Source organism: Kluyvera fluvialis (assembly GCF_059725275.1).
The window spans coordinates 4,758,306-4,771,080 of the sequence record NZ_AP046142.1 but is presented as its reverse complement, the minus strand read 5'-3'; the positions used below and the strand labels follow the sequence as shown (position 1 = coordinate 4,771,080).

The 12,775-nt window shown below is 52.8% G+C and carries 11 protein-coding genes, 2 tRNA genes, 1 rRNA gene and 1 pseudogene; 13 read left to right on the top strand and 2 right to left on the bottom strand.

The genetic code is table 11. The features are described from left to right. Positions 1-85: 85 nt before the first annotated feature. The 3 genes from rrf to AC6I4B_RS22525 all read left to right on the top strand — a co-directional run bounded on the left by rrf (position 86) and on the right by AC6I4B_RS22525 (position 461). A 5S ribosomal RNA gene (gene rrf / locus AC6I4B_RS22535) occupies positions 86-201 on the top strand. A gap of 54 nt (positions 202-255) precedes the next feature. Then, a tRNA-Asp gene (locus AC6I4B_RS22530) sits at positions 256-332 on the top strand. Positions 333-385: 53 nt separating this feature from the next. After that, positions 386-461, top strand: a tRNA-Trp gene (locus tag AC6I4B_RS22525). 100 nt (positions 462-561) lie between these two features. Here the strand turns inward: AC6I4B_RS22525 and hdfR are convergent. Continuing rightward, positions 562-1,380, bottom strand: a complete 819-nt coding sequence (gene hdfR / locus AC6I4B_RS22520; RefSeq protein WP_497768313.1) for an HTH-type transcriptional regulator HdfR — start codon at positions 1,378-1,380, stop codon at positions 562-564. 118 nt (positions 1,381-1,498) lie between these two features. Between hdfR and AC6I4B_RS22515 the strand changes: the two genes are divergently transcribed. After that, on the top strand, positions 1,499-1,837 hold the full coding sequence (locus tag AC6I4B_RS22515; protein ID WP_497768312.1) for a MaoP family protein: 339 nt from the start codon (positions 1,499-1,501) through the stop codon (positions 1,835-1,837). Positions 1,838-1,862: 25 nt separating this feature from the next. Here the strand turns inward: AC6I4B_RS22515 and AC6I4B_RS22510 are convergent. Next, positions 1,863-3,382, bottom strand: a pseudogene (locus AC6I4B_RS22510) (YifB family Mg chelatase-like AAA ATPase). 353 nt (positions 3,383-3,735) lie between these two features. Between AC6I4B_RS22510 and ilvL the strand changes: the two are divergent. The 9 genes from ilvL to AC6I4B_RS22465 all read left to right on the top strand — a co-directional run bounded on the left by ilvL (position 3,736) and on the right by AC6I4B_RS22465 (position 12,771). Beyond that, on the top strand, positions 3,736-3,834 hold the full coding sequence (gene ilvL, locus AC6I4B_RS22505; protein WP_001311244.1) for an ilv operon leader peptide: 99 nt from the start codon (positions 3,736-3,738) through the stop codon (positions 3,832-3,834). Positions 3,835-3,973: 139 nt separating this feature from the next. Next, on the top strand, positions 3,974-5,620 hold the full coding sequence (ilvG, locus tag AC6I4B_RS22500; protein WP_497768311.1) for an acetolactate synthase 2 catalytic subunit: 1,647 nt from the start codon (positions 3,974-3,976) through the stop codon (positions 5,618-5,620). Beyond that, on the top strand, positions 5,617-5,883 hold the full coding sequence (gene ilvM, locus AC6I4B_RS22495) for an acetolactate synthase 2 small subunit (RefSeq protein ID WP_497768310.1): 267 nt from the start codon (positions 5,617-5,619) through the stop codon (positions 5,881-5,883). The genes ilvG and ilvM overlap by 4 nt, the downstream gene beginning before the upstream one ends. A gap of 16 nt (positions 5,884-5,899) precedes the next feature. Further along, positions 5,900-6,829 (top strand): branched-chain-amino-acid transaminase, encoded by a 930-nt coding sequence (ilvE, locus tag AC6I4B_RS22490; protein WP_497768308.1) that lies wholly within the window; start codon positions 5,900-5,902, stop codon positions 6,827-6,829. Positions 6,830-6,890: 61 nt separating this feature from the next. Beyond that, positions 6,891-8,741, top strand: coding sequence for a dihydroxy-acid dehydratase (gene ilvD / locus AC6I4B_RS22485; protein WP_497768307.1), 1,851 nt, complete (start codon positions 6,891-6,893; stop codon positions 8,739-8,741). A gap of 5 nt (positions 8,742-8,746) precedes the next feature. Then, positions 8,747-10,291, top strand: a complete 1,545-nt coding sequence (ilvA, locus tag AC6I4B_RS22480; protein WP_497768305.1) for a threonine ammonia-lyase, biosynthetic — start codon at positions 8,747-8,749, stop codon at positions 10,289-10,291. A gap of 253 nt (positions 10,292-10,544) precedes the next feature. Beyond that, positions 10,545-11,054 (top strand): PTS sugar transporter subunit IIA, encoded by a 510-nt coding sequence (locus tag AC6I4B_RS22475; protein ID WP_497768304.1) that lies wholly within the window; start codon positions 10,545-10,547, stop codon positions 11,052-11,054. A 1-nt stretch (position 11,055) separates the two neighbouring features. Then, positions 11,056-11,334 carry a PTS sugar transporter subunit IIB gene (locus tag AC6I4B_RS22470; RefSeq protein WP_035896401.1) on the top strand — a complete coding sequence of 93 codons (279 nt, stop codon included), beginning with the start codon at positions 11,056-11,058 and terminating at the stop codon, positions 11,332-11,334. A 45-nt stretch (positions 11,335-11,379) separates the two neighbouring features. Beyond that, positions 11,380-12,771, top strand: a complete 1,392-nt coding sequence (locus tag AC6I4B_RS22465) for a PTS galactitol transporter subunit IIC (RefSeq protein ID WP_497768302.1) — start codon at positions 11,380-11,382, stop codon at positions 12,769-12,771. Positions 12,772-12,775: the final 4 nt, after the last annotated feature.

The following is a 12,775-nucleotide window of genomic DNA, read 5'->3' as shown; positions in this document are numbered from 1 at the left end:
AAGATGTTTTGGCGAAAGAGACATCGAAATTCAGCTTGATACAGATAACATCAGAACGTGAAAAACGGTCTGATAACAGAATTTGCCTGGCGGCAGTAGCGCGGTGGTCCCACCTGACCCCATGCCGAACTCAGAAGTGAAACGCCGTAGCGCCGATGGTAGTGTGGGGTCTCCCCATGCGAGAGTAGGGAACTGCCAGGCATCAAATTGCAGTAAACCGGGATAAAAATCCGGGTAGTGACAAAGAAATTCGGTGGAGCGGTAGTTCAGTTGGTTAGAATACCTGCCTGTCACGCAGGGGGTCGCGGGTTCGAGTCCCGTCCGTTCCGCCACTTATTAAAAAATTAAGCCTGCTAAATTAGCAGGCTTAATGATAAGAAACTTTAGGGGCGTAGCTCAGTTGGTAGAGCACCGGTCTCCAAAACCGGGTGTCGCGAGTTCGAGTCTCTCCGCCCCTGCCATATAATGATCCTTTGCTTTTTAGCAAAGGATTTTTTTTTGCCTAAAATTTACCTCCGAAAAGGCCCATTCATTCCCTTCCAGGGCCATATACACTTCAACTCAGAAAACGTTATTTTTCAATATGTCGCGAATCTGCATCTGTTTGTCGCTATTTTGCAGCCAAATAGCATATAAAGGACGCGATATAGCCGCGCCATCGGTTACAGGATAAAGTTCGTCCTGATCTTGCGCCCATGCTGTAGGCAACCAGGTGCAACCTTTTAACGACACTAACTGACGGCGAGCCAAACTGGCTGAACTGGTGGTGAGTAATGGCACATCATCACAGGCGATGAGCCCCGCTTCATGCTGCTGGAAATCAGCACCCCATTCCAGTCGAAGGTAGTTCAACTCCGATTTGCTCGTTGCCGGTGAGGCGCAGTAAAGCTCAAGAGTAAAATGCCCTAACAACTGGCTGCTAAATTCATCCATTTTCGGCGTTTCAGTGGTCAATAGCAGATCGAGCTGGCGTTCATGCAGTTGCTTTACCAGCGACTGGCGCTGGGCAATTCGTGCTTCAAACTGAAGCGTGTCGTCAGCCTGATACAGTCTGGCGAGCCACTCGTTAAGCATGCACTCCCACAGCGAAGCGCTGGCACCAATCGAAAACTCGTTGTGCCGTGAGGTATTCGCCACCTCTTTTCGCGCTGCCTGCCATGTATTCATCAGTGTTTCAGCGTAGGGGAGGAGTTTCTCGCCTGCGGCGGTTAGGCGGATATTGTTGCGATGACGGGTAAACAGGTTAACGCCAAGCTGGTTCTCTAGCTGACGGATGCGAAAGCTTACCGCAGATTGTGTCAGATAGAGCGCTTCTGCGGCGCGCCCGAAGTGGCGAGTTCTACTCACTTCGAGGAAAGTTTTCAGCAATTCGGTATCCACAGCTTTCTCCGCAAAATTTTTTGTCGTAATGATTTAAATCTTTTGTTTTACACTCTGTCAAGCGTATCTAATACTCCGCGCCATAAATAGCTCGGCCAAAGAATTAGGAGCGTGTAGGATGGCGGAAAGCTTTACGACGACTAATCGTTTTTTCGACAATAAAAATTATCCGCGCGGGTTCTCTCGTCATGGTGATTTCACCATCAAAGAGGCGCAGCTGCTTGAACGTTATGGCTTTGCCTTTAACGAACTCGATCTCGGCAAACGTGAACCAGCTACCGAAGAGGAGCAGCTGTTTGTGGCAGCCTGCCGTGGTGAGCGTGAGCCAGCGACGGAAGCTGAACGTGTGTGGCACAAGTATGTGACCCGCATTAAGCGTCCTAAGCGTTTCCATACGCTGTCCGGCGGTAAGCCGCAGGTAGAAGGCGCTGAAGACTATACTGACAGCGACGATTAATAAAAAAGGGGCTTTGGCCCCTTTTTTATTGTAGTAAGGTTTGCAGATGGATGAGCATTCTGTCGATCCCGCGATAGCTCAGTGCTTCCTGCAAATGATGGCGCGTAATAGACTCACTCCCCTCCATATCCGCCAGCGTGCGTGATACCTTAACAGCCTCTGCCAGGCACGAATAGAAAGCCCCAGTCGCGTTAACGTCTGTTCCAGCCATACGGCATCTTCATCTATCAGCGTACAGAATTGACGAATTTCACTGCTGCTCAGTTGGGCATTCAGTTTACCCTGTCTGGCGTATTGCTGTTTCTGCACCGCAACGACCCGTTCCTGAACGATTAAACTGCTTTCTCCTTGACGGATGGGCTGGCTGAGCAACCCTGGCGGTGGTAGTGGTATTTCTAGCGAAAGATCAAAACGGTCGAGGAACGGCCCTGACAGACGGTTGAGATAGCGCAGTGTCTGCTCTGGCGTGCAGCGATTATGTTGCCCTTCGTAATGACCGGTAGGGCTGGGATTCATGGCGGCCACCAACTGAAAGCGCGCCGGATAGGTGATTTTCGCGCGTGTGCGGGAGATATGAATCTTGCCGGACTCGATAGGCTCTCGCAGCGCATCGAGCACCCGACGTTCAAATTCCGGTAGTTCATCTAAAAATAGAATGCCGTTATGGGCCAGTGAGATTTCCCCTGGTGCTGGGATTGCGCCACCTCCTACCATCGCGGTGAGTGATGCACTATGGTGCGGTGCGCGAAAGGGGCGGCAGCGCCACTGGGTTTGTACGCTATGAGTATTTTCGAGGCTGATAATAGCCGCACTTTCCTGCGCCTCGCGATCGTTCAGCGGTGGTAGCAAGCCACGCAGTCGGGTCGCCAGCATCGTTTTTCCGGTTCCCGGTGGGCCAATCAGCAATAAGTTATGCCCACCAGAGGCGGTTATCTCTAGCGCACGTTTACCCTGCTGTTGCCCAATAATATCGCTCAGGTCTTCGATATTTTCCGGCACGACGATATTTTCCGCTGGCGGCAGACGCAGGTCCTGTTTCCCTTCCAGAAATGCGCAGACTTCCAAAAGATGGCTGGCAATCAGACAGTCACTGCCGCCCAATAGGCCGACAAGAGGAGCATTCTCCTCTGCCAGAATAATTTGCCGCCCGGCGCTAATGGCTTCCATTGCTGCGGATATAGCCCCAGGAATCCCGCGCAAAGCGCCTGTAAGCGCTAATTCTCCAACAAACTCATACTGACCCAGTTTCTGGGTGCTAAGCTGCTCAGAAGCCGCCAGAAGCGCAATAGCGATAGGTAAATCATATCGCCCTCCCTCTTTGGGGAGGTCGGCTGGCGCAAGATTGATCGTTATCTTCTTGGCCGGAAAAGTATATCCGCTGTTAATGATTGCACTACGCACACGGTCGCGAGACTCCTTAACGGCGGTTTCCGGCAACCCAACCATAATCAATCCCGGTAGCCCCTGGCTGATGTGGACTTCAATAGTGATAAGTGGGGCATTAACCCCTAACGCTGCGCGGGTGTAGACAACCGAAAGTGACATAATGCCTCCCTGAATGGCGACATTATGCATAGCACGATAGTGACGTTAACTGCGCAATTACTGAATTTACGGCGCGTATTCATGACTTTTCGCCAATGTTCTTTGCATTTCATTATTTTTGGTATGAGGAGCGCAGAAACTGATGACATGGCTGGTTAATTGCGCATCAATGCGATAAGCACATTGAAAAAGTGAAATATTTTCATTTCATAAATTTTGTATATAAAACAATTTGTTTTTCATAAATCATTAGCCTGATAAGCAACAAGTGCAGAAAAAAAACTTGTGATTTTTGTGATGTCTGTGGTAACTCTGTAGGTATTCCTTCGAACAAGATGCAAGAATAGACAAAAATGACAGCCCTTCTACGAGTGATTAGCCTAGTCGTGATTAGCGTGGTGGTGATTATTATCCCACCGTGCGGGGCTGCACTTGGACGAGGAAAGGCTTAGAAATCAAGCCTTAACGAACTAAGACCCCCGCACCGAAAGGTTCGGGGGTTTTTTTATGACCTAAAAACAATAACGAGGAGCAGAGAATGTCACGCAGCATAAAATTCTGTTTCTCACGATCTACGGCGGGGAACTAACTATGAATGGCGCACAGTGGGTGGTACATGCGTTGCGAACGCAGGGCGTTGAAACGGTATTTGGCTATCCGGGTGGTGCCATTATGCCGGTTTACGACGCTCTGTATGACGGCGGCGTAGAACATCTGCTGTGCCGACACGAGCAGGGCGCGGTGATGGCGGCGATAGGCTACGTCCGCGCTACGGGTAAAACCGGCGTTTGCATCGCTACTTCTGGGCCGGGCGCAACCAACCTGATAACTGGCCTGGCTGACGCCTTGCTGGACTCCGTTCCGGTGGTTGCCATTACTGGGCAGGTTGCCGCACCGCTTATCGGTACTGATGCATTCCAGGAGGTGGACGTTCTCGGTTTGTCGCTGGCCTGCACCAAGCACAGCTTCCTGGTGCAGTCTCTGGAAGAGTTGCCGCGCGTGTTGGCAGAAGCCTTCCAGGTGGCAAACTCAGGCCGCCCAGGCCCAGTATTAGTGGATATCCCGAAAGATATCCAAGTGGCACAAGGCGAGTTCGAACCGCATTTTTCCACCGTCGCCAGCGATAATGCTTTCCCTCATGCTGAAGTTGAACAGGCTCGCCAGATGCTGGCGCAGGCGCAAAAGCCCATGCTCTACGTGGGCGGCGGTGTGGGGATGGCGCAGGCGGTTCCGGCACTGCGTGAGTTCATCGCCGTTACGCAAATGCCTGCGACCTGCACATTGAAAGGCTTAGGCGCGGTTGATGCTGATTATCCGTACTATCTCGGTATGTTAGGGATGCACGGCACGAAAGCCGCCAACCTGGCGGTGCAGGAATGTGACCTGTTGATTGCGGTGGGCGCGCGTTTTGACGACCGTGTGACAGGCAAACTGAATACCTTCGCGCCCCATGCCAGCGTGATCCACATGGATATCGACCCGGCAGAAATGAACAAACTGCGTCAGGTGCATGTGGCATTGCAGGGCGATTTAAATGTATTGCTGCCTGCGTTGCAGCAGCCGCTGGCGGTTGATACATGGCGTGAATATAACGCAACGCTGCGGGCGGAACACGCCTGGCGTTATGATCATCCGGGTGAAGCTATCTACGCGCCGCTGTTGTTAAAACAGTTGTCCGATAAGAAAGCGGCCGATAGCGTAGTGACCACCGACGTTGGTCAACATCAGATGTGGTCAGCGCAGCATATGACGTACACCCGCCCGGAAAACTTCATCACTTCCAGTGGATTGGGCACGATGGGGTTTGGCCTGCCCGCCGCCGTTGGCGCACAGGTGGCGCGCCCGAATGATACGGTTATCTGTATCTCCGGTGACGGCTCTTTCATGATGAATGTACAAGAGCTGGGCACCGTAAAACGTAAGCAGTTACCGCTGAAAATCGTCTTACTCGACAATCAGCGTTTAGGTATGGTTCGCCAGTGGCAACAACTGTTTTTCCAGGAACGTTATAGCGAAACCACCCTGACCGATAACCCCGATTTTCTGACCCTGGCCAGTGCCTTCGGCATTCCTGGCCAACACATCACCCGTAAAGACCAGGTTGAAGCGGCACTCGACGCAATGCTGTCCAGCGAAGGGCCGTACCTGCTTCATGTCTCAATCGACGAGCTTGAGAACGTCTGGCCGTTGGTACCGCCCGGTGCCAGTAACTCACAAATGCTGGAGAAATTATCATGATGCAACATCAGGTCAACGTGCAGGCTCGCTTCAACCCAGAAACCTTAGAACGCGTTTTACGTGTGGTGCGCCATCGCGGTTTTCAGATTTGCTCGATGAATATGGAGACTGCCAGCGATGCGCAGAATATAAATATCGAGCTAACCGTTGCCAGTCCTCGGTCAGTAGACTTACTGTTTAGTCAGTTAAATAAACTGGTGGACGTGGCTTCGGTTGCCGTCCAGCAGTGTTCCAGCACATCACAACAACAAATTCGCGCCTGAGCGCAAAGGAAGAGAAATGACGACGAAAAAAGCGGATTACATCTGGTTCAACGGTGAGATGGTTCGTTGGGAAGATGCCAAAGTACACGTAATGTCTCACGCACTGCACTACGGTACTTCCGTGTTTGAAGGCATCCGTTGCTACGACTCTCACAAAGGCCCAGTGGTCTTCCGCCACCGCGAACACATGCAGCGTCTGCATGATTCCGCCAAAATTTATCGCTTCCCGGTGTCGCAGAGCGTTGATGAACTGATGGAAGCCTGCCGTGAAGTGCTGCGCAAAAACAACCTGACTAGCGCGTATATCCGACCACTGGTATTTGTTGGTGATGTCGGCATGGGCGTGAACCCGCCAGCGGGTTACACCACTGACGTTATTATCGCCGCCTTCCCGTGGGGCGCATATCTGGGCGCAGAAGCGTTGGATCAAGGGATTGATGCGATGGTGTCTTCCTGGAACCGCGTTGCGCCGAACACCATCCCTACCGCTGCCAAAGCGGGCGGTAACTATCTGTCTTCGCTGCTGGTTGGTAGCGAAGCGCGTCGTCATGGTTATCAGGAAGGCATCGCGCTGGATGTGAATGGCTATATCTCTGAAGGCGCAGGTGAAAACCTGTTTGAAGTAAAAGACGGCGTACTGTTTACCCCGCCGTTCACCTCTTCCGCGCTGCCGGGCATCACGCGTGACGCGATCATCAAGCTGGCGAAAGACCTCAATATTGAAGTTCGCGAGCAGGTGCTGTCCCGTGAATCTCTGTATCTGGCTGATGAAGTGTTTATGTCCGGTACTGCCGCAGAAATTACGCCAGTGCGTAGCGTTGACGGTATTCAGGTGGGCGAAGGCCGCTGTGGCCCAGTCACCAAACGTATTCAGCAAGCATTCTTTGGCCTCTTTACCGGTGAAACAGAAGATAAATACGGCTGGTTGGATCAGGTTAATCAATAAATATAAATATGGGGCGGCACGCACCGTCCCATTTAAATAGTCAGACGGGAGTAAATAAAGCATGCCTAAGTATCGTTCCGCCACCACCACTCATGGCCGCAATATGGCCGGGGCCCGCGCATTGTGGCGCGCCACCGGGATGACCGACGCCGATTTCGGTAAGCCGATTATTGCTGTTGTAAACTCGTTTACCCAGTTCGTGCCGGGCCACGTGCACCTGCGCGATCTCGGTAAACTGGTTGCCGAGCAAATTGAAGCCTCAGGCGGCGTTGCCAAAGAGTTCAACACCATTGCGGTGGATGATGGTATCGCGATGGGCCACGGGGGGATGCTTTATTCACTGCCGTCTCGCGAACTGATCGCCGATTCAGTGGAGTATATGGTGAACGCCCACTGCGCCGATGCGATGGTCTGTATCTCCAACTGCGACAAAATCACCCCAGGGATGCTGATGGCCTCCCTGCGCCTGAATATTCCGGTGATTTTTGTTTCCGGCGGCCCGATGGAAGCGGGCAAAACCAAGCTGTCCGACAAAATCATCAAACTCGACCTGGTCGATGCAATGATTCAGGGCGCTGACCCGAAAGTGTCCGACGAGCAGAGCGAGCAGGTTGAACGTTCTGCCTGCCCGACCTGCGGTTCTTGTTCTGGGATGTTTACCGCCAACTCGATGAACTGCCTGACCGAAGCGCTGGGTCTGTCGCAGCCGGGTAACGGCTCGCTGCTGGCGACCCACGCCGACCGTAAACAACTGTTCCTCAATGCTGGTGCGCGCATCGTTGAGCTGACCAAACGCTACTACGAACAGGATGACGCTTCGGCACTGCCGCGTAATATCGCCAGCAAGGCGGCGTTTGAAAACGCCATGACGCTGGATATTGCGATGGGCGGCTCCACCAACACCGTTCTGCACCTGCTGGCTGCCGCGCAGGAAGCGGAAATCGACTTCACCATGAGTGATATCGATAAGCTGTCCCGCAAAGTGCCGCAGCTGTGTAAAGTCGCGCCGAGTACGCAAAAATACCATATGGAAGACGTCCACCGTGCGGGCGGTGTGCTGGGGATTCTGGGCGAACTGGACAGAGCGGGGTTGCTTAACCGTGATGTGAAAAACGTACTGGGTCTGACGCTGCCACAAACGCTCGATCGTTATGACATTATGCTGACTAAAGACGACGCGGTAAAAAATATGTTCCGCGCCGGCCCGGCTGGGATTCGTACGACGCAGGCTTTCTCGCAGGATTGCCGCTGGGACTCTCTGGATGACGATCGCGCGGAAGGCTGTATCCGCTCGCTGGAACACGCCTATAGCAAAGACGGCGGTCTGGCAGTGCTGTACGGCAACTTTGCTGAAAACGGATGTATCGTAAAAACTGCTGGCGTCGATGACAGCATCCTCAAATTTACCGGCCCGGCGAAAGTGTACGAAAGCCAGGACGACGCGGTAGACGCTATTCTCGGCGGCAAAGTGGTGGCTGGCGACGTGGTGGTGATTCGCTACGAAGGGCCGAAAGGCGGGCCAGGGATGCAGGAAATGCTCTATCCGACCACTTTCCTGAAATCAATGGGTCTTGGCAAAGCCTGCGCGCTGATTACCGACGGTCGTTTCTCTGGCGGTACATCTGGCCTCTCTATCGGCCACGTTTCACCGGAAGCGGCAAGCGGCGGCAATATTGCGATCATCGAAGACGGCGATTTGATTGAAATTGATATTCCAAATCGTGGCATTCAACTGCAACTGAGTGAGCAGGAGATCGCTGCCCGTCGCGAAGCTCAGGAAGCCCGTGGTGACAAAGCCTGGACACCAAAAGATCGTCAGCGTCAGGTCTCCTTTGCATTGCGCGCTTACGCAAGCCTGGCGACCAGCGCCGACAAAGGTGCGGTACGTGATAAATCGAAGCTGGGGGGATAACCATTATGGCGGATTCACAACCCCTGTCCGGCACTCCTGAGGGAGCCGAATATCTCAGAGCGGTGCTGCGCGCACCGGTCTACGAAGCGGCACAGGTGACGCCGCTTCAAAAAATGGAAAAACTCTCGTCTCGCCTCGACAACGTTATCCTGGTGAAGCGCGAAGACCGACAGCCGGTGCATAGCTTCAAGCTGCGCGGCGCTTACGCGATGATGGCGGGGCTAACGGAAGAACAAAAAGCGCACGGCGTGATCACCGCTTCGGCGGGCAACCACGCGCAGGGCGTGGCCTTCTCGTCCGCGCGTCTTGGGGTGAAAGCGTTGATCGTGATGCCGACGGCAACAGCCGACATCAAAGTGGATGCGGTGCGCGGTTTTGGCGGCGAAGTGCTGCTGTACGGCGCGAACTTTGATGAGGCCAAAGCCAAAGCGATTGAGCTTTCGCGCCAGCAGGGTTTCACCTGGGTTCCACCGTTCGATCACCCGATGGTGATTGCCGGACAAGGCACACTGGCGCTGGAACTGCTCCAGCAGGATGCGCACCTCGACCGCGTATTTGTGCCGGTGGGCGGTGGGGGTTTAGCGGCAGGTGTAGCGGTATTAATCAAGCAACTGATGCCGCAAATCAAAGTGATTGCCGTTGAAGCCGAAGATTCTGCTTGTCTGAAAGCTGCGCTGGAAGCTGGCCAGCCGGTGGATCTCCCGCGCGTCGGGCTGTTTGCTGAGGGCGTGGCGGTCAAGCGTATTGGTGATGAGACTTTCCGCCTGTGTCAGGAATATCTTGATGACATTATCACCGTTGATAGCGATGCGATTTGCGCGGCGATGAAGGATCTGTTTGAGGACGTGCGTGCGGTGGCGGAACCGTCAGGCGCGTTGGCGCTGGCGGGAATGAAAAAATATATCGCCCAGCATAACATTCGTGGTGAACGCCTGGCGCACGTGCTTTCCGGTGCGAACGTTAATTTCCACGGCCTGCGCTATGTGTCTGAACGCTGTGAGCTGGGCGAACAGCGCGAAGCGCTGCTGGCGGTGACCATTCCAGAAGAGAAGGGCAGTTTCCTGAAATTCTGCCAACTGCTGGGTGGGCGTTCGGTAACGGAGTTTAACTACCGCTTTGCCAGTGCCAAAGATGCCTGCATTTTTGTCGGTGTGCGCCTGAGCCGTGGGCTGGAAGAGCGCCAAGAGATCCTCAATCTGCTCCAGGACGGCGGCTACAGTGTGGTGGATCTTTCCGACGACGAAATGGCGAAGCTGCATGTGCGCTATATGGTCGGCGGGCGTCCGTCGAAACCTTTGCAGGAGCGGCTGTACAGTTTCGAGTTTCCTGAATCGCCGGGGGCGTTGCTCAAATTCCTGCACACGCTGGGAACGCACTGGAACATTTCATTGTTCCACTATCGTAGTCACGGAACTGACTACGGGCGCGTACTGGCGGCGTTTGAGTTGGGCGAGAATGAGCCGGACTTTGAAACCCGGCTCCACGAACTGGGTTACGATTGTCATAACGAAACCAATAACCCCGCGTTCCGCTTTTTCCTCGCGGGCTAATTGCCGCTTAACGGGAGATGACCTGTCCGGGTTATCTCCCGTTCTCCTTTTTATTTGTCGTAACCCGCCAAATTATTTCGCTGCCAACGAATCTCAACGATAAAAATGTGACGTAATTCATAATAAAACGCTCACCGCGTTGCGCCAGTCTGCGCACATCTTTTGGGGGCAATATTTGTCGCCCGCTTTCTGCTCGTGAATTAATATTGTCTCTAGTTAATTCTTAGCGGTTAGAGAGGATATTCGGATGAGAATGGATATAGTTGATGCCCCGAATGAAAGTGCGCAAGGATGTGAATATTTTACGCCTCAGCTCACATTTCTGGATAAACATTATAATAATTCTACGGACTTTTTTTCTTCGATATTTTTGCTGCTGAAAGAGCAAGGCTATGTCTGGGACTCTTTTCTTGACGCCATCATCGCCCGTGAAAAGGCCTACCCTACCGCGCTGCCAACGCTGCCGGTGGCCATCGCGCTTCCTCATACCGACCCTCAGCACGTTATTCGCCCCTTTATCTCCGTAACGCGGCTGTCTACGCCCATTGCCTGGCAGGAAATGGGCAATGATGACAACACGCTTTATGTTCACTTCATTGTTTTACTTGGTTTTGTTGACCACAGTAGCCACCTGACAGCGCTGCAAAAGCTCATGGACTGCCTTGCGGATGAAGAGGTTGTCCAGGCCCTACGCGAAATAGACGATGTAGAAACCTTTCTCTGTACTCTCACATCAAGACTGCAATTAGATAAGGATTTATAAGATGAAAAAAGTCATTGTTGCATGTGGAAGCGGCGTTGCTACCTCACAAACGGTTGCCAGTAAAGTGACCCGCTTATTGAATGAACGTCAGCAGTCGCATATCAAAGTTGAAGTCATCGACCTGAAATCGCTTGATAGTCATATAAAAGACAGCGCGGCTTATATCGCCATTACCAAAGTTGATAAGCAATATCCTATCCCGGTAATTAATGGAATTGCCTTTCTGACCGGCATGGGAATGGAGCAGGAATTACAAAAGGTTATTGATGCCTGTAAATAAGGTGTAGCTCTTTAATCCGTATAATTATTTTAGTGGAGAAGTGCTATGGACTTTCTTGGTGTAGTCATAAATTATATTCTGAATTTAGGCGCGCCGGTTTTTGTGCCCTTTATTATGTTATTAGCTGGGCTGGTGGTGCGGATGAAATTCCGCGATGCGGCCTCGGCGGCCATCACGCTGGGCGTCGCCTTCGTCGGAATGAGCATGTTGATTGGCTTTATGGTTGATGCCATCGGTGTTGCCGCGCAGACCATGATGAACCGTACCGGCATGGAGTTAAGTATCGTCGACGGTGGCTGGACCACAATGGCGAATATCTCCTGGGCCTGGCCTTACGCATTTGCCATGTTCCCGCTTCAGGTTGGCGTCAACATTGTGATGTTGATGCTGAACAAGACCAATACCTTCAACGCCGACCTCTGGAACGTGTGGGGGAAAATCTTTACCGCATTTATCGTGGTGAGCGTCACCACCCCATTGTTTGGTCCAGTCTGGAGTTTAGTACTGGCGTTCTTCGTTGCCGCTTTCCAGATCATTATGGAACTGAATGCGGGGGATATTCATCAGCATCGTATCGAGAAGCTCACGGGGATCCCAGGGGTGACCTGTACGCACCGTATGGTCTTCTTTGGTGCCATCTATTACCCGTTCGATCTGCTGCTGCGCAAAATTCCGGTCTGCAATAAGCCGATGGATGCCAGCGCGCTGCGTGCCAAAGTCGGTGTCTTTGCCGAAAACCACATCATTGGTTTTATTCTAGGGATCCTGTTTGGGGTGATTGCAGGCTACAGCGTCGCGAAAACGTTGATGTTGGGTGTGCAGGCCTCAACGGCGCTGGTGCTATTCCCGATGATCTCCAAACTCTTTATGCAGGCGCTGTCGCCGATCTCTGAAGCTATCAGCGACTATATGAACAAGAAATTCTCCGGGCGTAAGCTGTTCGTAGGTATCGACTGGCCGTTTATGGGCGGTGCGAGCGAGATCTGGTTTGCCATTATCGTCGCCATCCCGTTCACCCTGCTGTGGGCACTGATTCTGCCGGGAAATAAGATCCTGCCGTTTGCCGGCATCATCAATATTGCGCTGATTGTTCCGGCCTATCTGGTGACGCGCGGTAACACGCTGCGCATGGTTATCCTGAGCATTATTGGCGTGCCGTTCTTCCTGTTCGTGGGTACGCAGTTTGCGCCAATGATTACCGACCTCGGTCTGGCCACTAAAGCGATCACCATCCCAGCAGGGCAGCTAATTTCGAACAGCTCGATTGATGCGCCAGTCTTCACCTATGCCTTCTCCTTCCTTTTCAAATTCCTGGAAGGCAACGTTATCCCGCTGGTCTTCGCGCTGTGGTGGGGCTGTGGCTACTTCTTCTATTCCCGCGAACTGCGTCGTGAAAGCAATCTGGCACAGCAGGAAGCCGAGCAGCAGCAGGCGTAATTCT

Bases quoted from the DNA above. Each gene is read 5' to 3' on its own strand.
- ilvA (WP_497768305.1), top strand. From the start codon at position 8,747: ATGGCGGATTCACAACCCCTGTCCGGCACTCCTGAGGGAGCCGAATAT.
- AC6I4B_RS22475 (WP_497768304.1), top strand. From the start codon at position 10,545: ATGGATATAGTTGATGCCCCGAATGAAAGTGCGCAAGGATGTGAATAT.
- ilvL (WP_001311244.1), top strand. From the start codon at position 3,736: ATGACAGCCCTTCTACGAGTGATTAGCCTAGTCGTGATTAGCGTGGTG.
- AC6I4B_RS22515 (WP_497768312.1), top strand. From the start codon at position 1,499: ATGGCGGAAAGCTTTACGACGACTAATCGTTTTTTCGACAATAAAAAT.
- ilvG (WP_497768311.1), top strand. From the start codon at position 3,974: ATGAATGGCGCACAGTGGGTGGTACATGCGTTGCGAACGCAGGGCGTT.
- AC6I4B_RS22465 (WP_497768302.1), top strand. From the start codon at position 11,380: ATGGACTTTCTTGGTGTAGTCATAAATTATATTCTGAATTTAGGCGCG.
- AC6I4B_RS22470 (WP_035896401.1), top strand. From the start codon at position 11,056: ATGAAAAAAGTCATTGTTGCATGTGGAAGCGGCGTTGCTACCTCACAA.
- ilvM (WP_497768310.1), top strand. From the start codon at position 5,617: ATGATGCAACATCAGGTCAACGTGCAGGCTCGCTTCAACCCAGAAACC.
- ilvE (WP_497768308.1), top strand. From the start codon at position 5,900: ATGACGACGAAAAAAGCGGATTACATCTGGTTCAACGGTGAGATGGTT.
- ilvD (WP_497768307.1), top strand. From the start codon at position 6,891: ATGCCTAAGTATCGTTCCGCCACCACCACTCATGGCCGCAATATGGCC.